24 protein-coding genes are annotated in these 23713 nt (G+C 60.3%); 13 read left to right on the top strand and 11 right to left on the bottom strand.

The annotated features are described in order from the left end of the window. The first annotated feature begins 31 nt into the window (after nucleotides 1-31). Nucleotides 32-535, top strand: a complete 504-nt coding sequence (locus tag D1224_RS07440) for a DUF302 domain-containing protein (RefSeq protein WP_182482207.1) — start codon at nucleotides 32-34, stop codon at nucleotides 533-535. Here D1224_RS07440 and D1224_RS07445 read toward each other — a convergent pair. Next, complete coding sequence (locus D1224_RS07445; RefSeq protein WP_119379258.1) at nucleotides 532-1041, bottom strand: hypothetical protein; 510 nt, start codon at nucleotides 1039-1041, stop codon at nucleotides 532-534. The two genes, D1224_RS07440 and D1224_RS07445, sit on opposite strands and share 4 nt — an antisense overlap. Nucleotides 1042-1160: 119 nt before the next feature. Between D1224_RS07445 and D1224_RS07450 the strand changes: the two genes are divergently transcribed. The 9 genes from D1224_RS07450 (at nucleotide 1161) to D1224_RS07490 (ending at nucleotide 8489) form a co-directional block, all read left to right on the top strand. Further along, a complete protein-coding gene (locus D1224_RS07450; protein ID WP_119379259.1) occupies nucleotides 1161-2045 on the top strand; it encodes an HpcH/HpaI aldolase/citrate lyase family protein in 885 nt (294 codons plus the stop codon). Between the two features lie 3 nt (nucleotides 2046-2048). Continuing rightward, the gene (locus D1224_RS07455; RefSeq protein WP_119379260.1) at nucleotides 2049-2396 is read left to right on the top strand and encodes an ArsC/Spx/MgsR family protein; all 348 of its coding nucleotides are present in this window, start codon (nucleotides 2049-2051) and stop codon (nucleotides 2394-2396) included. 64 nt (nucleotides 2397-2460) lie between these two features. Further along, a complete protein-coding gene (locus tag D1224_RS07460; RefSeq protein ID WP_119379261.1) occupies nucleotides 2461-2670 on the top strand; it encodes a hypothetical protein in 210 nt (69 codons plus the stop codon). 90 nt (nucleotides 2671-2760) lie between these two features. After that, entirely contained in the window at nucleotides 2761-3795 is a 1035-nt protein-coding gene (locus tag D1224_RS07465; protein ID WP_119379262.1) for a MaoC family dehydratase, read from the top strand. A gap of 58 nt (nucleotides 3796-3853) precedes the next feature. Then, nucleotides 3854-4276 carry a hypothetical protein gene (locus tag D1224_RS07470; protein ID WP_119379263.1) on the top strand — a complete coding sequence of 141 codons (423 nt, stop codon included), beginning with the start codon at nucleotides 3854-3856 and terminating at the stop codon, nucleotides 4274-4276. Nucleotides 4277-4327: 51 nt separating this feature from the next. Continuing rightward, entirely contained in the window at nucleotides 4328-5137 is an 810-nt protein-coding gene (gene dapF / locus D1224_RS07475; RefSeq protein WP_119379264.1) for a diaminopimelate epimerase, read from the top strand. Between the two features lie 93 nt (nucleotides 5138-5230). Further along, nucleotides 5231-6526: a tRNA (N(6)-L-threonylcarbamoyladenosine(37)-C(2))-methylthiotransferase MtaB gene (gene mtaB / locus D1224_RS07480; RefSeq protein ID WP_119379265.1), complete on the top strand. Its 1296-nt coding sequence runs from the start codon at nucleotides 5231-5233 to the stop codon at nucleotides 6524-6526. After that, complete coding sequence (gene ftsY / locus D1224_RS07485; RefSeq protein WP_119379266.1) at nucleotides 6523-7866, top strand: signal recognition particle-docking protein FtsY; 1344 nt, start codon at nucleotides 6523-6525, stop codon at nucleotides 7864-7866. The genes mtaB and ftsY overlap by 4 nt, the downstream gene beginning before the upstream one ends. Continuing rightward, complete coding sequence (locus D1224_RS07490; RefSeq protein WP_119379267.1) at nucleotides 7863-8489, top strand: 5-formyltetrahydrofolate cyclo-ligase; 627 nt, start codon at nucleotides 7863-7865, stop codon at nucleotides 8487-8489. The genes ftsY and D1224_RS07490 overlap by 4 nt, the downstream gene beginning before the upstream one ends. On the opposite strand, the gene D1224_RS07495 is transcribed toward D1224_RS07490, so the two are convergent. The 4 genes from D1224_RS07495 to argH are packed head-to-tail and all read right to left on the bottom strand — an operon-like array spanning nucleotide 8490 to nucleotide 14097. Then, on the bottom strand, nucleotides 8490-11135 hold the full coding sequence (locus tag D1224_RS07495) for a DUF4175 domain-containing protein (protein WP_119379268.1): 2646 nt from the start codon (nucleotides 11133-11135) through the stop codon (nucleotides 8490-8492). Continuing rightward, a complete protein-coding gene (gene lysA, locus D1224_RS07500; protein WP_119379269.1) occupies nucleotides 11123-12388 on the bottom strand; it encodes a diaminopimelate decarboxylase in 1266 nt (421 codons plus the stop codon). The genes D1224_RS07495 and lysA overlap by 13 nt, the downstream gene beginning before the upstream one ends. A gap of 12 nt (nucleotides 12389-12400) precedes the next feature. After that, a complete protein-coding gene (lptM, locus tag D1224_RS07505) occupies nucleotides 12401-12679 on the bottom strand; it encodes an LPS translocon maturation chaperone LptM (protein ID WP_182482209.1) in 279 nt (92 codons plus the stop codon). Next, nucleotides 12676-14097, bottom strand: coding sequence for an argininosuccinate lyase (gene argH, locus D1224_RS07510; protein WP_407647441.1), 1422 nt, complete (start codon nucleotides 14095-14097; stop codon nucleotides 12676-12678). Before argH ends, lptM begins: the two co-directional genes overlap by 4 nt. A gap of 25 nt (nucleotides 14098-14122) precedes the next feature. On the opposite strand from argH, the gene D1224_RS07515 reads away from it, so the two are divergent. Continuing rightward, nucleotides 14123-14713: a TlpA family protein disulfide reductase gene (locus tag D1224_RS07515; protein WP_119379270.1), complete on the top strand. Its 591-nt coding sequence runs from the start codon at nucleotides 14123-14125 to the stop codon at nucleotides 14711-14713. Here D1224_RS07515 and D1224_RS07520 read toward each other — a convergent pair. The 5 genes from D1224_RS07520 to rpmB form a co-directional block, all read right to left on the bottom strand. Further along, nucleotides 14710-15777: an esterase-like activity of phytase family protein gene (locus D1224_RS07520; protein WP_119379271.1), complete on the bottom strand. Its 1068-nt coding sequence runs from the start codon at nucleotides 15775-15777 to the stop codon at nucleotides 14710-14712. The two genes, D1224_RS07515 and D1224_RS07520, sit on opposite strands and share 4 nt — an antisense overlap. A gap of 20 nt (nucleotides 15778-15797) precedes the next feature. Further along, nucleotides 15798-17801 carry a cobaltochelatase subunit CobT gene (cobT, locus tag D1224_RS07525; RefSeq protein ID WP_119379272.1) on the bottom strand — a complete coding sequence of 668 codons (2004 nt, stop codon included), beginning with the start codon at nucleotides 17799-17801 and terminating at the stop codon, nucleotides 15798-15800. 71 nt (nucleotides 17802-17872) lie between these two features. Then, nucleotides 17873-18856, bottom strand: a complete 984-nt coding sequence (gene cobS / locus D1224_RS07530; protein ID WP_119379273.1) for a cobaltochelatase subunit CobS — start codon at nucleotides 18854-18856, stop codon at nucleotides 17873-17875. A gap of 90 nt (nucleotides 18857-18946) precedes the next feature. Further along, the gene (locus D1224_RS07535; RefSeq protein ID WP_119379274.1) at nucleotides 18947-20635 is read right to left on the bottom strand and encodes an amidohydrolase; all 1689 of its coding nucleotides are present in this window, start codon (nucleotides 20633-20635) and stop codon (nucleotides 18947-18949) included. Nucleotides 20636-20749: 114 nt separating this feature from the next. Then, on the bottom strand, nucleotides 20750-21043 hold the full coding sequence (rpmB, locus tag D1224_RS07540) for a 50S ribosomal protein L28 (RefSeq protein WP_119379275.1): 294 nt from the start codon (nucleotides 21041-21043) through the stop codon (nucleotides 20750-20752). 208 nt (nucleotides 21044-21251) lie between these two features. On the opposite strand from rpmB, the gene D1224_RS07545 reads away from it, so the two are divergent. Both D1224_RS07545 and D1224_RS07550 read left to right on the top strand, forming a co-directional pair. Then, nucleotides 21252-22127 carry a DUF3108 domain-containing protein gene (locus tag D1224_RS07545; protein WP_119379276.1) on the top strand — a complete coding sequence of 292 codons (876 nt, stop codon included), beginning with the start codon at nucleotides 21252-21254 and terminating at the stop codon, nucleotides 22125-22127. Nucleotides 22128-22174: 47 nt separating this feature from the next. After that, nucleotides 22175-22987: an exodeoxyribonuclease III gene (locus D1224_RS07550; protein ID WP_119379277.1), complete on the top strand. Its 813-nt coding sequence runs from the start codon at nucleotides 22175-22177 to the stop codon at nucleotides 22985-22987. Nucleotides 22988-22996: 9 nt separating this feature from the next. Here the strand turns inward: D1224_RS07550 and D1224_RS07555 are convergent, their stop codons facing one another. After that, a complete protein-coding gene (locus tag D1224_RS07555) occupies nucleotides 22997-23686 on the bottom strand; it encodes a response regulator transcription factor (protein WP_119379278.1) in 690 nt (229 codons plus the stop codon). Between the last annotated feature and the right edge of the window lie 27 nt (nucleotides 23687-23713).

Consider the following 23713-nt stretch of genomic DNA (forward strand, 5'->3'; position numbering starts at 1 on the left):
GAAGGTTCAAGATGGAAAACAGGGACCCCAGATGAAACAAGCACTTCTCGCTGCCGCCGCAGTCGCCGCCGTCTCACTCAGCGCCTGCCAGACCTGCATAACGCAGAGCCAGCCGGTGATTTCTCCTGAACTAACCGATCAACCCGCCGCCCAGGCCCTGATTGCCGAAGACAGCGCAAACGACTTTGCCGTAACGGTTTCAAAGCTCCGCGCCGCTCTTGAGAAACGCCCACTGACCATCTTCGCCATGGTTGACCATTCGAAGGGCGCCGCGGATGCGGGGCTGGAGCTTGCACCATCGACACTCTTCATATTCGGCAATCCCAAAGCTGGAACGCCGCTGATGCAGGCCAACCCGGCGCTCGGAGTGGAACTTCCGATGAAGATGCTTGTGATCGAAACGAGCAGCGGCGTGCAGGTCCTGCGTCAGAACATCGACGCACTCCTGGACCAGTACGGCGTGGCGCCAGACAGCGTGAATGCGGGCAAGATCGAAGACACTCTGTCCGGCATAGTCGCTGAAGCCACGGGCTAGTTGGTAAGCAAATTGCGCGCGACTGCGGAACGGCGGGCCTGATTGATGAATTCATCGAACTCGGTGACGGTTTCGCGCCACTCGAATGTCTCGCTCATATCGAAGACACTGTCGCCGCCAAGGTCATAGCGCGACTGCACGCAGAGCGAAGCACTACCGCTGGACGCCCGGCTGACCAGCGCGTAGCCGCGCGGCTCAATCTGCAGATTGTAGGTGTTGGCCAGCTGCAGGGCCTCGGCTGCGCCGATCGACATCATGTCGACACAGCTGCGCGCGATTACAACGCGGCAGGCATAGTCTGGCACATCGCACTGAAACATGGAGGCGGTGAAAGCCTGCTCCTCGATGGTGCCCTTTATGACCGGCACACCGTGCAGAAGCACGCCTTCGACCTGCCCGGCGCCCCGGTTGCGAAATTCCTGCATCGCCTCACGCAACGTGATGGGTTCAGCCATCGCGGTCATCGCCGCCGAAGCTGCGATGATGAGGGCAGCAATCGTTCTCATAAGACACCTTTGAAAAAGCCTGTTGTCCTGCTTCTACGTGGCAGGCCCGCAACTGGTTGTCATGTCGATGTTACAGCCTGTACAAGCGGCATCGACTGAAACCAATTCGGAGCCATCCAATGTCCAGCGCCAATCGTCCCCGCCGCTCCTGCCTCTATATGCCGGGCGCCAATGCTCGCGCACTTGAGAAAGCAAAGTCGCTCGCTGCAGATGCGGTTATCCTCGATCTAGAGGACGCAGTGGCCCCGGACGCGAAGCTGGAAGCACGCAAAACCGTCTGCGATGCGGTCAAGGCTGGCGGATATGGCCAGCGCGAGGTTGTGATCCGCATCAATGGGCTTGATACCGAATGGGGCCTTGAGGACCTGAAAGCAGCTGTCGATGCAGGCCCCGATGCCATTCTGGCGCCGAAAGTCATAGATGGCGGCGATATCGACCGTCTGGACGACGCGCTTTCTCGCGCCGGTGCGCCTGAGGATCTTGGTCTCTGGGTCATGATTGAGATGCCGAAGGCCATCCTCAACATCAAGGATATCGCCGAAGCGGCAGGCCGCACGCGTCTGACTGCTTTCGTCATGGGCACCAATGATATCGCCAAGGAGCTGCGGGCGGTGAACGACCCTGCGCGAACAGCATTCCAGACCTTCTTTGGTCTGACGCTCGCCGCGGCGCGTGCCTATGACATTTTCGCAATCGATGGCGTCTATAATGACATTTCGAACGCCGAAGGCCTCGAAGCCGAAGTGCGTCAGGGCCGTCTTCTGGGGTTTGACGGCAAGACGCTGATCCACCCAAGCCAGATCGAGACCACGAACGAAATCTTCGCGCCCGCCGAAGCGGATGTGGCGCAGGCAAAGGACGTGATTGACGCCTTTGCCGACCCGGCCAATAGGGGCAAGGGCGTCCTCAAGGTTAATGGCAAGATGACGGAGCTTCTGCATCTTGAAGAGGCGAAGCGTATCGTCGCAGTTAATGAGGCTATCAAGGCAATGGAGGCGAACTGAGCGATGACTTATACACTTCTCCACCACACGGGCTGCTCCACCTCCCGCAAAGGCCTTGCCCTGCTGCAGGAAAACGGAATTGAGCCGGACATCCGCAAATACATGAATGCAGGCGAAGCGCTGAGCGTAGCAGATCTGAAAGACATCGCGCAGAAGATGGGCGGCGTCTCCCCCCGTGAATTCCTGCGCGACAAGGACGCCCAGAAATTCGACATTCCGACGACAATGAGCGACGAGGATCTCTTCGAGGCGATGGTTGAAAATCCAAAGCTGATCCAGCGCCCTATCGGCATCAAGGGCAACAAGGCCGTACTCGGCCGACCGATCGAAAAGCTGCTCGAGATTACCTGATTAGATCAAATTTGATCGAAACCGGGAGCGGGATGTTCAAATAGGCGCGCTACCAATCGCGGCTATGAGCTTCTTCGTTCTGATCGCCTTTGCGTTTCTCGCCCTCGCTGCCGCCCTCTTCTTCGGGCCGCACTTCATAACCTATGGACCGGACGGCTTTCGCGACCTTATCCGCCGCGGTGATGCCCGGATGATCAGCTTGTTCCTGGTTGGCGCGATTATTCTTGCCATCCTTCTTCCGGGACAAGATCCGGCCTTGATCTCAAGCGTCTAGACAGTGCAACTGGTCCCCGCATGAATTGACGGGGCCAGGACAGGCGCAAATCGCGCGCCACCGCGCCCTCAGCAAAGCTTAGAGGGCGACATGACCAAATCGAATCCGGGCCACTATTTCGAAGACTTCAAGCCGGGCATGGAGCTTGTCCATGCGACGCCGCTGACCGTCTCTACTGGCGATCTCTCGCTCTACCGCGCCCTGACGGGCAGCCGCCATGCGCTCTATTCGGCTGAAACGTTTGCGACAACCAACGGCTTTGACGCCTTGCCGATCGATCCGCTGCTTGCCTTCCATGTCGTCTTTGGCAAGACGGTGCCCGACATCTCTCTCAATGCAGTTGCCAATCTCGGCTATGCTGACGGCAAATTTCTGAAGACGGTCTATCCCGGCGATACGCTGACGGCGATCTCCGACGTCATCGGCGTCAAGGAAAACTCCAACGGCAAGACGGGCGTGGTCTGGGTGCGCACGCGCGGTGAAAACCAGCACGGCGAAACGGTCCTATCCTATGTGCGCTGGGTCATGGTCCACAAGAAGGACCCATCTAGCCCTGCACCAGATGTTTCAGCGCCAGACCTTCCCGAAGCGGTCGCTGCGTCAGACCTGGTTGCGCCAAGTTACAGAGACTGGAACAGTGCGCTTGCCGGATCCAGCTGGCGTTACGACGATTATCAGGTCGGCGAGAAAATCGACCATGTCGACGGGATGACCGTGGAAGAGGCCGAGCACCAGACCGCCACCCGCCTTTACCAGAACACGGCCAAAGTCCACTTCGACGCGCACGCGCAGGCCGGCAGCCGCTTCGGCAAGCGGCTCATCTATGGCGGTGTCGTGATCTCCATCGCGCGCGCGCTCTCTTTCAATGGCCTCGAAAGCGCCGCCCAGATGCTGGCCATTAATGCCGGCACGCATGCGGGCCCGCTATTTGCCGGCGACACGGTCTATGCCTGGTCGGAAGTCCTGGACAAGGCCGAGCTCTCTGACGGTACCGGCGCGCTTCGACTGCGCCTCGTGGCGACGAAGAACCACCCATGCAGCGACTTTCCGCTGAAGGGCGAGGACGGCAAGTACCACCCCGATGTCCTTCTGGACTTTGATTACTGGGCCGCGATCCCCAGATAGGCAGCCATGACCGGATCACCCCTCCGCACACCACAAAACACTGAGCGAGGGGCCTGATATGGGCGGCGTTCCCGGCTTTGATGGCGTCGCCTATGTTGCGACCGCCATTGCTATCCTGCTGTCCGCGCTTGCCAGCCTGCTGAGCACGATGACCCGCAAACAGCAGGTCGAGGGCGGGGCTGTCGATGCAGCCATACTGTGCGAACTGACCGGCATACAGGATCCACGCGTATTGCAGGACGTGTTCGGTCCACCAACCATGAACCGTATGTGGCAGGGCATCACGCTAAAGCAGATCCAGCGGGAGCGCCGTTTTCCCGGCTACCTTATCAGCGATGACCGCGTCGACTGGGCGTGTATGGGGGTCGTGCTCCTCTCCTTCTTCTGGCAGCACGCCCTCATGGACGGACTGGTGATTACAGCCGCACTGACCCAGATTTTAGGCTGGGTCCTCGCATACCAGTTGCCGCGGCAGGCCTAGCGCGCAAACGAGCGCTTTCGCTTCTTCGCTTTCACGCCTACATAGCGGGCCATGAAAGTCTGGAAGATGAATGGGGCAGGCAATGCGTTCGCGGTCTTTGACGCGCGGCGGCAGGCCTTCGCGCCCGACACAGACAAGATTCGAAGCATCGCCGCAGAGATGAAGGCCGATCAGGTCATGTCGATAGAGAAGGATCCGTCCAGCGACGCCTTCCTTCGTATCTGGAATTCGTCAGGCGAAGAAGTCGGCGCCTGCGGGAACGGGACGCGCGCTGTCGCGCACCTTCTGCTGGAGGAGGCCGGGTCAGACAGCGTCTCGATCCGCACGTCTGCCGACTTGCTTAAAGGTTTGCGCGCCGGGAACGGCCTTGTCACAGTCGATATGGGCAAGCCGCGCATGGACTGGGAAGACATTCCGCTCGCCGAGAAGATGGATGTTCGCGGCGTCGATGTGCGTATTGGCCCGATGGATAACCCATATCTTTCCAAACCTGCCGTCGTCTCCATGGGTAATCCCCACGCGGTCTTCTTCGTTGAAGATGTGGACGCCTATAACATTCCGCAGATCGGCCCGCTGGTTGAGTGGCATCCACTGTTTCCCGAAGGCACCAATGTCGGCTTTGCACAGATCATTGACCGCGAGACGATCCGGCTTCGAGTCTGGGAGCGGGGCGCTGGTCTGACCAAGGCATGCGGCACGGGCGCATGTGCCGCCCTTGTCTGCGCTGCGCGGGCCGGAAAGACGGAACGCAAGGCGCGCCTCATCCTCGATGGCGGTGAACTCATCATTGAGTGGCGTGCCAGCGATAATCGCGTGATGATGACGGGGCCTGTGGAAGTCGAGATGAGTTTCGACCTGTAGCGCAGGGCCGCCAAAGGTCTGTGCCTGCCCGCGAAACCTTGATTTACCGGGCATTCGGCGCGATGTGGCGGGGTCTGGACAGGCATTCTGGAAATGACGGCAACGAAAGATCCCAAACCGACGGCTTCGGCCTCGCGCGCCCGCGTGATTACGCTCGGCTGCCGCCTCAACTCCTATGAGAGTGAGGTGATGCGCGGGCATGCTGATGCGGCAGGTCTGGAGGACGCCATCATCGTCAATACGTGCGCGGTGACATCCGAGGCCGTGCGAAGCGCCCGCCAGACGATCCGCCGTGCCAGAAAAGACAATCCAGATGCCCGCATTCTGGTGACGGGCTGCGCCGCGCAGATCAATCCGGATGAATTCGCGGCCATGCCGGAAGTCGACCGCGTGATCGGCAATCACGAGAAAATGCAGGCCGAAACCTGGGTCTCGCCTGCCCTGAATGAGGGCCGCGAGAAGATCCTCGTCAACGACATCATGTCGGTGAAGGAAACCGCCGCCCACCTTATTGACGGGATGGAAGGCCGGGCACGCGCCTATGTGCAGGTCCAGAATGGCTGCGACCATCGCTGCACCTTCTGCATCATCCCCTATGGCCGGGGAAATTCCAGATCAGTCCCGGCAGGCGATGTCGTCCAGATGGTGCGCCGCCTCGTTGAAACCGGCCATTATGAAGTTGTCCTGACAGGTGTAGACCTCACAAGCTGGGGCGCGGACCTTCCCGGCCAGCCGCAGCTTGGCAACCTTGTCCAGCGTATCCTGAAACTGGTGCCGGAACTTCAGCAGCTGCGCATCTCTTCCATCGATGCCATCGAGATGGATGACGCGCTGTTCGACGCCATTGGCGACCCGCGCCTTGCGCCTTTCATGCACCTCTCGCTCCAGCATGGCGACAATCTGATGCTGAAGCGGATGAAGCGGCGGCATTCGCGCGAGGACGCAATTGAGCTGGCAGACAAGCTTAGGGGCATCCGGCCTGATATGGCGCTGGGCGCTGACATCATTGCAGGTTTCCCGACAGAGACAGAGAGCGCATTCGAGAATTCAGTGCGCCTCGTCGAGGACTGCAACCTCGCCTTCCTGCACGTCTTTCCCTACAGCCCGCGACCTGGCACCCCGGCGGCGCGCATGCCGCAATTGCAGAAAGCGGTGATCAAGGACCGTGCCGCACGCCTGCGCGAGGTGGGTAATCGCGCCCTGTCGCGCCACCTCGACACGCATGTCGGCGCCGTGCGTGATGTTCTGGTGGAGCAGGAAAATGACGGGCGACTTGCTGATTTCTCACGCGTTGCGCTGACGGGTTTTGCCACGCTTGAGGCTGGACGCCCCGTTCCCGCGCGGATAGTCGCTCAGGATGGACAGAAACTGATCGCGGAGCCTGCATGATCCTCTGGTTCGGAAAGAAAAAGAAAAAAGACGAGCTGGAAGACGCCGGCGCGCAGATGCGCGAGCCGGAGCTGTCGGCCGAAGAGCTGGCCGCCAAGGAAGCTGTCGAGAAAGCAGAAGCTGAACGCCAGGCGGCAGAAGAAGCCGCTGAGGCAGAACGCAAGGCTGCCGAACAGGCTAAGATTGACGCCGCGATTGCCGAGGCAAACCGGGCCTGGGAAGAACGCCAGAAGCGCGAAGCTGCCGAGGCTGAAGACGAAGCGGCCCGCCAGAAAGCCGAGAACGAACTCAAGATCCTTGAGGAGCGCCGCCGCGCCGAAGCCGCGCGCGAAGAAGCACGCCGAAAGGAAGAGGAACGCCAGGCTGCCATCGCCCGCGGTGAACCAGACCCTTATGCCGAAGTCCGCGATCCGGGCTTTTTCGACAAGCTGTCCGGCGGCCTCTCCAAGTCATCTTCAAAGCTCGGCACCGGCCTTACAGGCATGTTCGGCGGTCGCAGGCTGGACGATGACGCGCTGGAAGACCTCGAAGACCTGCTGATCATGTCCGACATGGGCGCGAAGGTATCGTCGAAGATTACAGCAAACCTCGCAAAGACCCGGTTCGACAAGGATATCAGCGACGACGAAATCCGTATTGCGCTGGCCTCGGAGATCGAAGCCATCATGAAGCCGCGCGAACAGATCGTTGATTTTGCTGACGGGCCGCGTCCACGCGTTGTCCTGTTTGTCGGCGTGAACGGGTCTGGCAAGACGACGACGATCGGCAAGATTGCCTCGAAGCTGAAAGATCAGGGCGCCAAGGCACTTCTCGTGGCAGGCGACACCTTCCGCGCCGCTGCAATTGAGCAACTCACTGTCTGGGGCGAGCGGGCCGGTATTCCGGTTCTCTCCAAACCGACGGGTGCCGATGCTGCTGGTCTCGTCTATGAGGCCATTGAAAAGGCGCAGCGTGAGGATCTCGACCTTGTTCTGGTCGATACGGCAGGCCGTCTGCAGAACAAGGCCGAGCTCATGTCGGAACTCGCCAAGATTGTCCGCGTGACCCGAAAGCTCGACCCTGACGCACCGCATGATGTCATCCTCGTCCTCGACGCCACGGTGGGACAGAACGCGTTGAGCCAGGTCGAAGCCTTCCGGCATACCGCAGGTGTATCAGGTATCGTGATGACCAAGCTTGATGGCACGGCCAAGGGCGGTGTTCTCGTTGCTGTTGCCGAAGCCCACGCCCTGCCGATCCACTTTGTCGGCGTCGGCGAAAAGGCAGAAGACCTCCAGCCATTCAGCGCCGCAGCCTATGCCCGAGCGCTCGTCGGCCTTGGCCAGGAAGAAACGGTTTGAGCGTCGAAGACGAAAAAGCTGCTCTCAGGCGTGAGCTGATAACCTTGCGCGAAGAAGCCCATGCGCGCGATCCGGACGCGGGTGAAACACTCGCGTCCAAATTTCCGCTGAAACTGTTTGAGCGTTACGGCCCCCACGTTGCGGGATATCTTCCCATCGGCAGCGAGATCGACCCACTGCCCCTGATGGAACGCCTCGTGGGTGAAGGCGCAAACCTTGCGCTGCCGCGTCTGGAAACCGATGGCTCAATGACATTCAGGGCCTGGTCATCGAATGACGACCTTGAGAAGGCTTCCATGGGCCTTCGCCAGCCGCTCGAGAGTGCGGAGCTGGTTCACCCAACGCTGGTCCTCATGCCGCTACTGGCTTTCGACGGGCACGGCACCCGTCTTGGCTATGGCAAGGGCTTCTATGACCGCACGGTCTCAGGACTGCGCGCCAATGGACGTGTCTTCGCCTGCGGGATCGGCTTTCATGCGCAGATGCTTGACGACCTGCCGGCTGAACCGCACGACCAGCCGCTGGACTGGGCGGTGACCGAACGCGGCTCCGTACCCATCTTCATGATGCGGACCTTCAAGGGTGATAGCGGACCAGATCAAAACGACCCGGGCGCGGCCTGATCAGAAGCGGTCCAGAAGGCGCTCAAGGTAGTTGCGCTCTTCTTCATCGGCCGGGTCACCATAACGACGGCGCAGCTCATCCAGAATATCCTTGGCCCGCTGGCGTTCCGCCTGATCGGGAATATTAACGTCCCGGCTGTCGGACGTGCCGCCCATTGGCCGTCCGAACGGATCGACCCGGTCGCCGCCATTTCCATACTCCTCACCGAGGCGGTCTCGTTTGAGGTCGTCGAGTTCGCGGGCGAGGCCTTCGGCGAGATCCCGGATCTGGTCGGTCGCGTCATCCTGATTTCGGATCGCGCGAAAATTATTACCGTCCTCAAGTGCTTCAGCGGCGCGGCGCTGCGCGCGTTCGATGGCTTCGAGGGTTTCCTCGTCCACCGTTCCGCCTGCGCCAGTGCCATCCTCACTGCTCCCTCCTTCGCGGCCACGTCGACGGGCAAGCTCCTCCACGAGATCACCGAGCTGACCCTGGCGCTCGGTCAGCGTGCCTTCGCGGCTTGAGTTGCCATCTTCGCCCTCTTCCAAGCCAGGCTGGGCGCCTGACTCACCCTGCTCGCCCTGTTGCTGGTTTCCGGACTGCTGGCCGGGCTGGCTGCGCCGTTCGCCGCGCTGTTCAGCCAGCGTGTCATCATTCAGATCGCGCTGTTCGCGTAGAAGGTCGGACAGTTCCTGCAGGGTCTCTGAAAGCTCTCGCTCTTCCTCAGGCATGTCATCGTCATTATCGCCCTGCTCTCCCGGCATACCAGGGAAGCCTTCCCCGCTACCATTGCCGCGTTGAAACTGGAGGTTCTCAAGCATGTTGGTGATGTCGGCGAGAAGCTGTCGAGCCTGATCGCTCGCGCCGGTCTCCGTTAAATCAGACAGCGCGTCCAGCATGTCAGCGAAATCGCTGCCTCCCATGCCAGAACCGCCACCCTGCGCGCTGTCTGTGTCACTTGGCGGGGCATCAAGTCCGTTCGCCAGAGCCTCCGCCATCCGGGCAGCGAGATAGTTCTGAGCCGCCTGTTTGAAGGCTTCCATGCGGCGCTGGATCTCGGCTTCAGACGCGCCATCCCTCAAGGCTTCCTCAAGCGCCTGGCGGGCCGCCTGCAAGGCGCGCAGGGCATCAGCGGCGCTACCATATTCAGCGCGTAGCGCCAGAGACCAGAGAAGCGGCTCAGTCTCGTCGGCCTCGTCGGTAGAGCTCGCCGCATGGAGGATGGATCCGGCATGGCTGAGCCCGAAATAGACGCTGACATCCTCAAAGAAGCGTTCGGGCTTGTAGGTGACGGCCTCAATCATCAGGGAAGCGCGCTGGATACCGGCGGGGGCGCGCGAAATGCGCTGCGTTGCTTCGGTGAAAACCTCATTCTGGACAAGGCTTTCACGATTGGCCGCCTCGACCGATGCGTACTCATTATCTTCACGTAGTATCGTGACACGAATATCCTGGATGGCCCGCGCCAGCGGCTGAAGAAGAAGCTTTTCAGGAAGGATGAAGACCGCCTCTGCGCTGAAACCGGTTTGACCAGCGCCATCCGTCACCCGAAGTCTTGCACTGACCTCAAGGCCCGCCCAGCGGTGGCGCGTGAGATCGATCGACGCCACCTCTTGCGACTCGCGCGGTGCAATACCAGGCATCTGCAGATCGACGATCTCTGCTGGGCTGTCTGCCCCCTGATCGGTACGCCGTAGCACGAGCTGCAGGGCTTCGACGCCATAGTCGTCGGTGAGTTTCCACTCGAACTCCGTCCGGTCGAGCGGGGTCATTTCAGGTGTCGTTACCCACTCCACTTCGGGCGGATTGTCCGGTGAGGCCTGAACGCGCCAGCTTGCCCGCTCGCCCCACCAGCTGACACGTAGCTCACTGTCCATCATGATCGTGGCCCGGGCCTCATAAGCACCCTCAGGCGTTCTGGTGAAGCGAACCCGCTCAGGCGACTTTGCGCCCTCAATAATAAGGTTCGGGGCGGAGGGCGCCTGCGCCCGCACTGTCAGTTCAGAGCCAGCCGGGACGCGAACCGGCGCGCCGTTAGCAGCGAGGAAGACAGGTGGTTTGCCGGTATGAACTGGCGGCGTGATCCATGCCTCAATTCGGATATTTTCCGCGCCGAACAGGCTGCCAATGTCGGGACTGAAAGCGCGCGACAGTCTCTCACCCGCAACAGAGAATGACATGAAAGCCACGACAGCCACCACCGCAGGCAGGATGAAGCGGAGATAGAGCGGGTCCGAGGCACGCCATTCAGCGGCGAAATCAGGTACGTTCAGTCGGCGCGCTGCATCTGTCAGATCTGTTTCGTGGGCCCGCCAAAGCGCAACACCGCTTGCATCCGGCCGTGCGGGACGATCTTGAAGTGCAGAAAGCGGACGCAGCTCTGACTGTCGGTCGAGCAGGTGAATAGCTTCTTTTCGCTCCGGTGCGCGATAGCGTTTGGTCCCGAACCAGACAAGTGGCAGCAGCCCTGCCAGGAAGATGAAAAGAGCGATTGAGGCAAGCTTTTCACTCGCCGTATCAAGCAGACCCGTCAGCGCCATGACGAAAAAAATCGTCACAAAAACAGCGAGCGGCCAAAATGCGCGGACCGCACTCAGCCGCCAGAGCGCCGCTTTTGTCCGGGCGATCTTCGGCTCGAGTCCGGGGATCCTTTTCAGCTCAGCCAATCGGGCGTGCTCTCCAATGCGATCATCTCGTCGAAGTCAGGTCGCCTGCGGATGACGGCGTAGCGGTCTCCATCGACGAGGACTTCCGGAACGAGAGGCCTCGCATTGTATTGCGACGAAAGCACGGCACCGTAGGCACCCGCTGACATTACAGCCAGACGGTCGCCCCCTTCAATGCGCGGCATGTCACGCTCTGCAGCAAACTTGTCCGTGGACTCGCAGATGGGCCCGACAATGTCATATCGCACCTGCTCATCATCTGCGCCGCGCTCGCGAAGGGGCAGAATATCGTGATGTGCCTGATAGAGGGCAGGGCGCATCAGATCATTCATGCCGGCATCGACCATCAGGAAGTTGCGTTGCGGCGCCGGTTTGACGAAGAGAGCCTCGGTCACAAGCACGCCGGCATTGCCCGCAATGACACGGCCAGGCTCAAGTATGACTTCCAGACCCATCCCCTCTGTGACTTCGCGGATCATCTGTGCATAGGCAGAAGGTGGCGGAGGATTGTCGCCGGACCTGTAGGGGATGCCGAGACCGCCGCCTAAATCCACACGCCGGATATCATGCCCTTCAGCACGCAGGTCCGTGACCAGCGTCATGACTTTCTCAAAGGCGGCGCGCATCGGCGCAATATCGTCGATCTGTGAACCAATGTGCACATCGACACCGACCGCTTCGACACCATCAGTCTCGGCAATCTGGGCATAGGCCTGCCGGGCTTCGTTCCAGGGCACGCCGAACTTGTCGCCTGCCTTGCCGGTCGAGATGTTTGGGTGCCCGCCAGCCGCGACATCCGGATTGACCCTGACAGCGACTTTCGCCGTCCGGCCGACAGACTTCGCCACCGCTGCGAGCACACCGAGCTCGGCAGAACTCTCGATGTTGAACTGGTGGATGCCTTCTTCGAGCGCGAGGCGCATCTCGGCCCGCGTCTTGCCGACACCCGAAAATACGATCTTGCTGGCCGGAATGCCCGCCTTGCGGGCGCGCATCAGCTCCCCGCCGCTGACGACGTCAGCGCCGCAGCCCTCGGCCGCCAGTGTCTTCAACACGCCGAGATTGCCGTTCGCCTTCACCGAGTAGGCAATGAGACAGCTCATACCGTCAAACGCATCTGCAATTACGCGCGCATGACGGCGCAGTGTTGCGGATGAGTAGACATAGACCGGCGTACCGACATCGTCAGCAATCGTGTCCAGCGCCACATCCTCGCAATGAAGGCGGCCATTCTTGTAACTGAAATGATGCAAAAGGCTCGGTCCTTAGTCCGGCGAGACTTCATCTAGACCCGTTTCGCCGATTTCGGCTTCTGGGTCCGCTTTCGGGATTTCGCCGCCGAGGCCATTATAATAGGCCTCGTCTTCAGCGCGTTCAGGTGCGGCATCGACTTCCACTGCTGATGCAACAGGCTGGCGCGCTTCCTCGTTCGGGGGCGAAGAGAAGATAGGCGGCGGCCGGTCCAGGTCGCCGCGCACGCCGCAGCCGCTCAACACGCCAGCGGCAACCGCAAAAAGGCCAATCGTTGTCAGTCGTTTCATCATGATGTGGCCTCCAGGCCGAGACGTTTGTTCCATAGCTCAATCTGCTCCTTCACGCGGACAGGCGCAGTGCCACCATAGCTTTCGCGGCTGGCGGCAGACGCTTCGACGCTTAGCACGGAAAAGACGGCGTCTGTAAGGCGCGGTTCGACTTCCTGCATGGAATTTAAGGAAAGCGCCTCAAGGCCAATACCGTCCGCCTCCGCCATGGCCACGATGCGCCCCGTCACATGGTGCGCATCGCGGAAAGGCAGCTTCAGTTCGCGCACCAGCCAGTCGGCAAGATCCGTTGCCGTCGAATAGCCTTTCGCAGCTGCGGCGCGCATATTCGCCTTGTCGAAGGTGATCGTGTCGATCATTCCGGCCATCGCACGGGCACAGAGGTCGAACGTATCGAAGGCCTCGAAGGTCAGGCGCTTATCGTCCTGAAGGTCCTTTGCATAAGCGAGCGGCAATGCTTTCACCGCACCCTGCAGGCTGGCGAACTGTCCGGCAATCAGCGCGGCCTTGGCACGGATAAGCTCTGCAGCGTCAGGATTGCGCTTCTGCGGCATGATGGATGAGCCTGTCGACCACTCATCGGAAAGCCGCGCAAAGCCGAACTGCGCGCTCGTCCACAGCACGATTTCCTCTGCCAGACGCGATAGATGGGTCGAAGCGATCGAGAGCGCCGCCAGCGCTTCGAGTGCAAAGTCGCGCGCCGACACAGCATCGAGGGAGTTTGCCATCGGCCTGTCAAACCCCAGCGCCTCTGCGGTCACGTCGCGGTCGATCGGGAAACCCGTCCCGGCAAGGGCGGCGGCACCCAGCGGCGATTCATTCGCACGTGAGGCAGCGCCGAGAAGCCGCGACTTGTCGCGCTCGATCATCTCCACATAGGCGAGCAGATGATGGCCGAGCGTGACGGGCTGCGCGGTCTGAAGGTGCGTGAAGCCCGGCATGATGGTATCCGCATGCTCAGCCGCGCGGGCGAGAAGAATGCGTTGCAGCGCGCTGAGCGCCCGCACCGCTTCTCCGATTGCACCGCGTGTCCAGAGGCGGAAACCGGTTACAACCTGATCATTGCGGGAACGGGCCGTGTGCAGGCGTCCGGCAGGTTCGCCAATCAGCTCCTTCAGGCGCGCCTCGATATTCATGTGAATATCTTCAAGCTCCACCCGGTAAGGGAAGGTTCCGGCTCTTACCTCTTCGAGGATCTGATCGAGCCCGTCCTGAATGGCGACATTGTCCTCTTCAGCGATGATGCCGGTCTCTGCCAGCATGTCGGCATGGGCGCGGCTGCCGGCGATGTCCTGCAGCACCATGCGACGGTCGACATCGATTGAGGCGTTGATCGACTGCATGATGTCGGACGGTTGCGCGGCAAAGCGTCCTCCCCACATCTGCTGGCCTTTCGAGGGATTATCTACCATGTCCTGCATCCTGGATACTTAAGAGGGGTTCGGTATGTCCCGCCTTGTGAGATTCGCTATTCCCGCCCTGGTCCTTGTCGGGCTCGCGGGGGTGTCTTTGACATTGCTTCAGGCAACTTCCAAGGGCGGAAGTAAGGACGAGATCGCTAATCTTGCCACTGGGTCGATTGCCGCACTGGACGTATCAAATCGTGGGGAACCCGTCTCAACCGCCGCGTTCGACGGTCCGGACGGGGAAACAGTGACCCTGTCCGACTTTGAAGGCCGCAACATTCTGGTCAATTTCTGGGCCACCTGGTGCGGGCCGTGCGAACGTGAGATGCCGTCTCTGGCCGCGCTGCAGACGGCGAGAGGCGATGAGGACTTCCAAGTCGTCGCCATCAGCATCGATGCGGAGGAAGACCGCGATTATGCTCGCAAGCGCCTGCAGGAACTCACCGGCGGCGTGATAGATTTTTACTTCGTCCCGCCAGAGCGCTGGGACGTTGTCTATGAAAGCGGGGCGCGCGGTTTTCCGACGACAGTCATCTATGACGAAACCGGCGCGGAAATCGCCCGCCTCGCTGGAGAAGCGGCATGGGATTCCTATGAAGCGATCGCCCTGATCGACGCGATCAAGGATTAGGCCGGACCTGTCGTCTCGAAGATGTAGAGCAGTGTGCGCTGGTTATCGCTGAAATTATCGTCCGACAGGATGAAGATGCGGCGGCGCCCATCCTCCAGCGGCTGAACGGCAATCGCCTCGAAGTTATCGAGGGTGAGCGGCGCACTCATGAAGGCAAGCGTTCTCGTGTCTCCGCTTTCCTCTTTGACTCGAATGCCAATGGCGTTCTGACGCGTCAGCGGATTGTAGGCGCGGTGGAGGCTGTAAAGCTCATCGCCAATCGCGTCGAGGCCAACCAGCGGCGTCCCGTCCGCCTTTACCCACGGCGCAGCCGCGAAAGATACATCGCCGTCCTCGGTCACCACGCCTAGAGGCCCGTCACCCCCTGCCAGCGTTTCGAGCCCCAACAGAAGCTTCCCGTCCTGTAGAGCAAGGCCTTCTGGGCCCGAATTCTGGCTTATGGACCGGCCAAGCCCGGTCGGACGAGACCCCATGCCCGCCACCTGTACTGCGCGCGCATTGCCGCCGCAGCGCGCAAACGCAAATGCCTCGACCCTGTGCTCGCGTTCGAAGCTGACAAAAGCGATGCCGTCTTCGACGTGCAGCCCTTCGGCGTCGGCTTCGGACTTACCGGTCAGGATTTCTCCATCCGCACCGCGCAGATAGGTGAGGGTCGCTTGCCCCTGCAGCGTAAGCGCGGATTGATCGAACGGGATGCGCACAAACGCGCCCGCATCAGACACTGCGAGCAGGTCACCGCCCGGCAAGACGTCCAAGCCCGACAACCCGCCAAAAGAGGCGAGCGGCGCCTCTAGCGCCCAGCCCGACACGAATTCGACGCCGCTCAAGGCGCGGGCAACTGCCTCCGTAGGTCCGAGGCCAACTGGCTCCAACGTCATGACAAAGGACATGGCAAAGCCTTCAGGCTCGCCATCGGTGCAGGAGCTGTCTACAAAATTGCTATCGGCCGCGTCATAGACCCACGGATCGGCCGGGGGCGAAGTTGGCGCTTCGGACGTGCCAGAACTGCAGCCAGCAACGCCCAGCGCCAGGAGGCTGGCAGCGATTGAGAGAGTTCGGTTCATCTCTAACGTCCTGCTGGAAATCAGCTCTTGGAAGCCTTGCGAGCAATATCCTGCATTGATGTCACTTTGACATCACGAGAGCCATAGCGAGGGCCGCCGCGCGCGGTTTCAGATACACCGCTAGTGGCGGTATCTGGCCTTGCGACACTGCGAGGCGCCTGTACCGCCATCGCCTTCTGGTCTGGCAGATTGTCCTTCTCGTCGAAGAGGCTCGCCAGCTGCTCTGTTATTGCACCGCCAAGCTGTTCGGCGTCCACAAGGGTAACCGCCCGCTTATAGTATCGGGTAACATCGTGCCCGATACCGATCGCGATCAGCTCAACCGGGCTGCGGTTCTCGATTTCTGCGATGACCTGGCGCAAGTGACGCTCCAGATAATTGCCAACGTTGACGCTCAGCGTTGAATCATCAACCGGCGCGCCATCAGAAATCACCATCATAATCTTGCGCTGCTCTGACCGACCGAGAATACGGTCATGCGCCCAGAGAAGCGCCTCGCCGTCGATATTCTCTTTCAGCAGGCCTTCGCGCATCATCAGGCCAAGATTCTTGCGCGCGCGGCGCCATGGGGCGTCTGCAGACTTGTAGATGATGTGGCGCAGATCATTGAGGCGGCCCGGGCCCGCAGGCTTGTTCGCCTTCACCCAGTCCTCGCGTGCAAGACCACCCTTCCAGGCCTTGGTCGTGAAACCGAGAATCTCGACCTTCACACCGCAGCGCTCCAGCGTGCGCGCGAGAATGTCGGCGCAGAGCGCAGCAATCATGATCGGGCGGCCACGCATGGAGCCTGAATTATCAAGCAGGAGCGTGACGACCGTGTCGCGGAATTCAGAGTCGTCTTCCTGCTTGAAGGAAAGCGGCGCTGTCGGGTCAGTAATTACACGTGTGAGACGGGCGGTATCCAGAACACCTTCTTCAAGATCGAAGGACCAGGACCGGTTCTGCTGTGCCATCAGGCGGCGCTGAAGCCGGTTCGCCAGTTTCGATACCGCGCCCTGCAGAGACTGGAGCTGGTGATCTAGATAGGCGCGAAGCCGCGTCAGCTCTTCCGGATCGCAAAGGTCCGCCGCCTTGGCAATCTCATCATGAGCGGTGGTGAAGACGCGGTAGGAAAAGTCCTGTTTGTCGTCGCCATCACGGAAGTTCGGACGAAGAGGCTTGGAACCGTCATCGCTCTCTTCGTAGTCGTCCTCACCCTCCGCTTCAGCGTCAGCATCGACAGAAACATTGGTTTCTTCGCCTTCGACATCGTCGCTTTCGCCAGCTTCCATCTCCTCCGTAGAGGAGCCTTCTGTTTCATCGCCCTGCTCGGAATCGTCGCTGGAGGTTTCCTGTTGCTCGGACTGCTCCTCGCTTTCGGTCTCGCTCTCGTCTTCCTGATCGTCGCCAGCCTCATCGCCCTCTGTCAGGTCCTTGATGAGGCGCTGGACGGTCTTGGCGAAAGCGCGCTGGTCGTTGAGTTGCGTCAGCAGTTCGTCCAACGCATTGCCGCCGCGTTCAGTGACCTCGTCGCGCCAGATGGATGCGATACCTTCTGCTTCCGCAGGCAATTTGCGGCCGGTCAGCTTTTCGCGCAGCAGGAACTCGATCGCCGGCGCAATTGGCGCTTCCGTGCGGTCCTGCATACGGCTGTAGCCTGCCTTCTCGCAGCGCGCGGAAAGGGCGGCGTCAAGATTGTCGGCGGTGCCATCCATCGCGTTGGCACCAATTGACTCGATGCGGGCGCGCTCTGCAGCCTCGTAGACCTGACGGGCCATCTCGCCGCTTGGACGTTCTGCCAGGTGTGCAGTTGCGTCATGGTGGGCCATACGCAGCGATAGCGCGTCAGCTTCGCCGCGAGCACGAGCCGCCTGCTCTTTCGAGAGCTCGCGCGGCGGAGCCTGCAGGACAAGCCGGTTCTCTTCAGCCCGGCCCGCCTCAGAGACAAAACTCGTCTCCACATCGCGCGTCTGGCTCATGGCCTTCGCCGTCGCGGCAAGGGCCTGCTTGAAGAGTTCGTAGGGCGTATCGTCCTGTTTAGACATGGTCCTCACTTAGCGCCCGCTATCGCAGTTGCGAAGGGTTTTGCATGCAGGCGGCAGCCTGCCGCTCAAATTCAGGCGACGCGTACCATAAGCGCGCTTTCCGGCAGGTCTTCACCGAAACAGCGCTGATACATCTCTGCCACGAGCGGGCGTTCGAGTTCGTCGCACTTGTTGAGGAAGGTCATCCGGAAGGAATGGCCAAGATCGCCAAAGATCCGGTAGTTCTCTGCCCATGTGATCACGGTACGCGGGCTCATAACGGTGGAGATATCGCCGTTCATGAAAGCGTTCCGGGTCAGGTCCGCCAGGCGAACCATCTTTGACAGAAGCTCCTTGTCGAGATCTGTCGCCTTGGTCGAGATGATCTCCACTTCAGCATCATGCTCAAGATAGTTGAGCGTGGTGACGATGCTCCAGCGGTCCATCTGGCCCTGGTTGAGCTGCTGGGTGCCGTGGTAGAGGCCGGTCGTATCGCCGAGACCGACAGTGTTCGTTGTCGCAAACAGACGGAAGTAGGGGTTTGGCGAGATGACGCGGTTCTGGTCAAGCAGCGTGAGGCGGCCGGAGGCTTCCAGAACGCGCTGGATCACGAACATCACGTCCGGACGGCCGGCATCGTATTCGTCAAAGGTGATCGCGACCGGGCGTTGCAGCGCCCAAGGCAGGATACCTTCGCGGAATTCAGTGACCTGAACGCCTTCTTTCAGCACGATTGCATCCTTGCCGACCATGTCGATCCGGCTGACATGGCTGTCGAGGTTGATGCGGATCATCGGCCAGTTGAGGCGGGCCGCAACCTGCTCGATATGGGTCGACTTGCCGGTGCCGTGATAGCCCTGCACCATGACGCGGCGATTGTGCTCGAAGCCCGCCAGGATCGCCAGCGTCGTCTGAGGATCGAACCGGTAGGATTCGTCAATCTCCGGCACGTATTCGGTCTTCGTTTCGAAGCCGTGCACGACCATGTCGGTGTCGATGCCGAAAACATCACGGACCTTGATCTCTACGGTCGGCTCAAGCTCGGTCAGAACATCGGTATCGCTGGTCAGGCTCATGAATTTATCGTCCTCGAAATTGTCTCGCGGGTCTCAAGATGGGGTTCTAACACGCGAATGAAATGCGACTAGTGCGACGTGAGGTAAAGGTCACTCCGCCGCAGACCAGACGATTTCACCGTTCAAAACTGTCATCACTGCATTTGCTTCCAGAATTTCGGCTTCCGGAACGCTCATGAGGTCGCGGTCGAAGACGGAAAAGTCAGCAATCTTGCCAGGCTCAATCGTGCCGAGATCGTCTTCCATGAAGGCGGCATAGGCCGCCGCCGAGGTGAAAAGCGCCAGGGCGTCCTGTCGGGAAAGCGCTTGCTCAGGATGCCAGCCAGTGCCGGAATTGCCATCAAGATCCTTTCGCGCGACTGCAGCATAAAACTCGATCAGCGGCGAGCCAACCTCAACCGGCGCGTCCGATCCGCCTGCGATGACCGCGCCTGCATCAAGAAGGTCCTGCCAGGCATAAGCGCCTTCGAGACGGTCGGCCCCAAGCCGGGCAGGGGCGAATTTGAGATCACCGATGGCATGTGATGGCTGCATTGACGCAATGAGGCCGAGCCCCGGAATGCGCGCAATGTCGTCCGGGTGGACAATCTGCGTGTGCTCAATGCGCCAGCGAAGGTCGCCGTCCAGAGCAAGCTCTTCGTACACGTCCAGAATGCGCCGGTTCGCGAGATCGCCAATCGCATGGATCGCCAGCTGCACGTCGCCCCCTTCTGCGCGTCTCATCAGGACTTCCAGCCCCTCAGGATCAAGCAGCGAAAGCCCGCTCGTGTCGGGGCGGTCCGAATAGGGTTCGATAAGGAGCGCGCCGCGAGAACCAAGCGCACCATCCATGTAGAGCTTCACGGCCCGGTTGGTGATCGTATCGGTCTCAAATGCGTGCGCCTCGGCAATCTCGAAGCCATCCTCCGAGAAAGCATTATAGATCCGCACGGGCAGCTCGCCGCGCTCATCCAGGCCTGCCATGACCTCTGCATGCGCAGGCGGCACGCTCATATTGTGCAGGCCCGTCCAGCCACGCTCCGCATACACATTAGCACCTTCAGCATAAGCCCGGCGCACATCTTCCTCTGTCGGTGCCGCGACCAGACCCCAGACCGGTGTCATGGCGTTATCAATCAGGATGCCCGTCGCCTTGCCATCCGCATCGCGCTCAATCTTGCCGCCTTCGACATCAGGCGTGTCGTAGTCGATGCCGGCCGCGCGGAGCGCCGCCGAGCTGGCGACGAGTGCATGACCGTCGGCGCGGCCCAGAATGACAATACGGTCGCCGACCACAGCGTCGAGGTCGGCAGCCGTCGGCATACGCCCTTCCGGCCAGCCGGTTTCAATCCAGCCACGCCCGACGATGATCGCGTCATCGCTCAACCCTTCAGCTTCTGCCTCGATGCGCGTTACCAGTTCATCGACGGAGGCTGTGCCTGCAAGATCCAGTGACAGTTCTCTCTGGCCAATCCCGATCAGGTGGGCATGAGAGTCCGTAAAGCCCGGATACATGAATTGGTTATTCAGCCAGACAAACTCTGCGTTTTCGGTATCGACCTCTGCGTCGAGGTTGTCGACCGAGCCTGTCCAGACGATGCGGCCATCGCTATCGACGGCCACCGTGTCCACCGTCTCACTGACAATACCGGTATAGATCGTGCCGCTTGAGAAAATCCGCGCCGCGCTTGGGCGGTTCGCTTCGGTCGGTTCAGGCGCTTCGGCAGCTGGTGTCGTTGGTGAAGGCTGCGCGCAGGCGGCGAGCAGAAGGGCGGACAGGATAGCGGCGGGTCGCAGCATGGACGGACTCCTCAGACAGGTTTGTCTCTGGCTGGCCCATATGTGCAATCAACGCAAACAAAAACGCGCCCCGAATGGAGCGCGTTTTCTTGTTCTTTGAAAGATCAGGTGACCTTAGGCGCTTGCTTCAGCAGCCTGCTTTTCGATGTCGCGCTTGATCTTGAGGGCTTTCGGGGAAAGCGTGTCGTCTTTCGACTTCGCAAGGTAGCCATCAAGGCCGCCATGCTTGTCGACGGTGCGCAGCGTCTTCGCCGCGATGCGCAGGGAGACGTCCCGGCCCAGAGTTTCGGACCGCAGGGTCACGTTCACCAGGTTCGGAAGGAACCGGCGCTTGGTCTTAACATTCGAGTGGCTCACTTTGTGGCCGACGATCGGCTTGACGCCTGAAAGTTCGCATTGGCGTGCCATGGTGCGCTCGCTTAATAGTGTTAGATTAAATCCGAAGCGGCGCTCATACGCGCCAGCCACGCAAACGTCAACCGTTCCGATCAGCCGGTTACACACGGCCAAATTGAGGTATTATCGCGGCGAAGTCAGGTTGACCCTGTTCAGCTGCCATTCTGTTATGCACATATATATGATGAGCGCCAACGCCTCGAACCAAGGACTTTCCCACATGAAAAAGCTGATCGCCGCCACGAGCCTTGTAGCGCTTGCGACCGCAGGTCTGTCTTCCGCGCAGTCGACTTCGGCCGCAGCCACGGTGTCTCCTCTCGGCGAGGTGCGCGCCGGAGAGCCAATGCGCCTCGTCTATGAAGTGAAGGCAACCGCCTGGGCGTTGTTCATCCCGATCACGGGCCGGGCCAATTTCCGCATGGATCTCCAGCCAGATACCTATTCGATCAATGGGGTCGTAAAGACGACCGGTCTAGCTGACATCCTGGTCAATTATGACATGCGCCTTGCCGCCAGTGGCTATGTGCGCGACGATCGCCTTGAGCCTTACGCCTATGTCTCCCAGAACCGGGACGGCAAGAAAAACCGCCGCGTCGAGATGACTTATGGCGCATCCGATGTGGCGATGACGGCGAAGCCTGCTTTCGGCAACCTCGGTGAGCCGCCAGCCACGCCAGCGCAGAAGCTGGAAGCAGCTGACCCACTGACGGCCTTTCTCGGCCACGCCTTCACGCCGCGTCCGGCCGACGGTAATCCATGCGGCGGTCCGATGAAGATCTTCGATGGCCGCCAGCTGACCCATCTCCACTTCGAGAATGCCGGCCTCAAACAGGTAAAAACCGACGCTTATCGCGGCGAGGCCTATGAGTGCCATGTTTCGATGGACAAGATCGCTGGCTATGATGCCGACGAGATCAATGCGAAGGAGACCCTGACCGGCATCGACGGCCCGCTGCGCATGTGGATGGCCCCGATGGACAATGGCACCTACATGCCGGTGAAAATCCAGGCGGATACAGATGCTATCGGGTCGGTGACCCTGCAAGTGTCGAAGCTTCGCTATGAGCCGATCCCAGAGCCATCCAATGAAGGTTAGCCAGTCACCGCGTTGACCGGTCAGAACCACGCGGCTAAGGCGAGCGGATGCCAGCGCAGCCACTCAAAATCACCACCTGGAACATCAACTCGATCCGCTTGCGGGCACCGAATGTACAGGCTTTCCTGAAAGAGGAAGCCTCTGACGTTCTCTGCCTGCAGGAGATCAAGTGCCAGACCGACCAGTTCCCGCAGAAAGCCTTCCGCGAGATAGGCTATGATCATTTTCAGGTCTTCGGCCAGTCAGGCGGCCATCACGGCGTCGCGATTGTTTCGCGTGACCCGATTGAACCGGTCGAGGCGCATCCACTTTGCCGCGAGGGCCATGCCCGCGTGCAAACCGCCAGCATAAAGGGCGCGCTGATCCACAATATCTATCTGCCAGCAGGCGGCGATGAGCCAGACCCGGTCAAGAATGACAAGTTCGCGCACAAGCTGGACTTTCTCAAATGCATGGCTCGAGACTTCGCGGCTTCGGCGCAGGCCCCCGAGCCTCACATTCTTGTTGGTGATCTCAATGTCGCGCCACACGAGAATGATGTCTGGTCGCACAAGCAGCTTCTGAAGATCGTCTCGCACACACCCGTTGAGACAGAGGCGCTTGAGAAGGCCCGCCAGGCAGGCGGCTTTACGGATATTGCGCGAGCCCGCCACGGCGATGGGCAAAAACTTTACACCTGGTGGTCTTACCGGGCGAAGGACTGGGCGGCCTCAAACCGCGGCCGGCGTCTTGATCACATCTGGGGAAACGACGCGGCCATGGCCGGGGCAGAACTGGAAACCTACCGTATCCATCTTGGTTGGCGCGGTGGCTGGAAACCGTCGGATCACGCGCCTGTCAGCACGACATTCCATGTCTAGGCTCCGCGCCTAGCCTGCCTGCAACCTGTATCCGCCCGCTTCAGTGAGCAGGATGCGGGCATTTGCCGGATCGGCCTCTATCTTCTGGCGCAGCCTGTAGACATGCGTCTCCAACGTGTGCGTCGTAACGGCTGCATTATATCCCCAGACCTCAGCCAGCAGTTCCTCGCGGGCAACTGCCTTACCGCCCGCCCGATAGAGGTATTTGAGGATATTCGTTTCCTTCTCGGTGAGGCGGACCTTCTGGTCGCTTGACGTGACAAGCAGCTTCATTGCCGGCTGGAACTCGTATGGGCCAAGCGTAAAGGTCGCGTCTTCGCTCTGCTCAAAGCTTCGAAGGTGCGCACGCACGCGCGCCAGGAGGACAGAAAATCGGAAGGGCTTGGTCACATAGTCATTGGCACCGGATTCGAGACCAAGAATCGTGTCGGCATCGCTATCTTGTCCGGTGAGCATGATCACAGGGGCGCGCAAACCCCGCTGGCGCATCAACTTACAGGCCTCTCGCCCATCCATATCAGGCATATCGACATCAAGCAGAACGAGGTCGAACCGTTGTTCCTCTATCTGCTTCAGGGCCTCGGACGCATTTGCTGCCTCCATCGCCTCGAAGCCGTCATGCAGATTGAACTGTTCTGCGAGAGCGCTGCGAAGTTCGTCATCATCATCGACGAGAAGAAGTGTCTTTGTGCTGATCATGTAAAGCGATGCCGGGTTGCTGGCTGT

Source organism: Henriciella barbarensis, from assembly GCF_003576345.1.
Classification (GTDB): domain Bacteria; phylum Pseudomonadota; class Alphaproteobacteria; order Caulobacterales; family Hyphomonadaceae; genus Henriciella; species Henriciella barbarensis.

Excerpts from the sequence above, each read along its gene's own strand:
- D1224_RS07440 (WP_182482207.1), top strand. The coding sequence starts at position 32 with ATGAAACAAGCACTTCTCGCTGCCGCCGCAGTCGCCGCCGTCTCACTC.
- D1224_RS07445 (WP_119379258.1), bottom strand. The coding sequence starts at position 1,041 with ATGAGAACGATTGCTGCCCTCATCATCGCAGCTTCGGCGGCGATGACC.
- D1224_RS07450 (WP_119379259.1), top strand. The coding sequence starts at position 1,161 with ATGTCCAGCGCCAATCGTCCCCGCCGCTCCTGCCTCTATATGCCGGGC.
- D1224_RS07455 (WP_119379260.1), top strand. The coding sequence starts at position 2,049 with ATGACTTATACACTTCTCCACCACACGGGCTGCTCCACCTCCCGCAAA.
- D1224_RS07460 (WP_119379261.1), top strand. The coding sequence starts at position 2,461 with ATGAGCTTCTTCGTTCTGATCGCCTTTGCGTTTCTCGCCCTCGCTGCC.
- D1224_RS07465 (WP_119379262.1), top strand. The coding sequence starts at position 2,761 with ATGACCAAATCGAATCCGGGCCACTATTTCGAAGACTTCAAGCCGGGC.
- D1224_RS07470 (WP_119379263.1), top strand. The coding sequence starts at position 3,854 with ATGGGCGGCGTTCCCGGCTTTGATGGCGTCGCCTATGTTGCGACCGCC.
- dapF (WP_119379264.1), top strand. The coding sequence starts at position 4,328 with ATGAAAGTCTGGAAGATGAATGGGGCAGGCAATGCGTTCGCGGTCTTT.
- mtaB (WP_119379265.1), top strand. The coding sequence starts at position 5,231 with ATGACGGCAACGAAAGATCCCAAACCGACGGCTTCGGCCTCGCGCGCC.
- ftsY (WP_119379266.1), top strand. The coding sequence starts at position 6,523 with ATGATCCTCTGGTTCGGAAAGAAAAAGAAAAAAGACGAGCTGGAAGAC.
- lptM (WP_182482209.1), bottom strand. The coding sequence starts at position 12,679 with ATGATGAAACGACTGACAACGATTGGCCTTTTTGCGGTTGCCGCTGGC.
- argH (WP_407647441.1), bottom strand. The coding sequence starts at position 14,097 with ATGCAGGACATGGTAGATAATCCCTCGAAAGGCCAGCAGATGTGGGGA.
- D1224_RS07515 (WP_119379270.1), top strand. The coding sequence starts at position 14,123 with ATGTCCCGCCTTGTGAGATTCGCTATTCCCGCCCTGGTCCTTGTCGGG.
- D1224_RS07520 (WP_119379271.1), bottom strand. The coding sequence starts at position 15,777 with ATGAACCGAACTCTCTCAATCGCTGCCAGCCTCCTGGCGCTGGGCGTT.
- cobT (WP_119379272.1), bottom strand. The coding sequence starts at position 17,801 with ATGTCTAAACAGGACGATACGCCCTACGAACTCTTCAAGCAGGCCCTT.
- cobS (WP_119379273.1), bottom strand. The coding sequence starts at position 18,856 with ATGAGCCTGACCAGCGATACCGATGTTCTGACCGAGCTTGAGCCGACC.
- D1224_RS07535 (WP_119379274.1), bottom strand. The coding sequence starts at position 20,635 with ATGCTGCGACCCGCCGCTATCCTGTCCGCCCTTCTGCTCGCCGCCTGC.
- rpmB (WP_119379275.1), bottom strand. The coding sequence starts at position 21,043 with ATGGCACGCCAATGCGAACTTTCAGGCGTCAAGCCGATCGTCGGCCAC.
- D1224_RS07545 (WP_119379276.1), top strand. The coding sequence starts at position 21,252 with ATGAAAAAGCTGATCGCCGCCACGAGCCTTGTAGCGCTTGCGACCGCA.
- D1224_RS07550 (WP_119379277.1), top strand. The coding sequence starts at position 22,175 with ATGCCAGCGCAGCCACTCAAAATCACCACCTGGAACATCAACTCGATC.
- D1224_RS07555 (WP_119379278.1), bottom strand. The coding sequence starts at position 23,686 with ATGATCAGCACAAAGACACTTCTTCTCGTCGATGATGATGACGAACTT.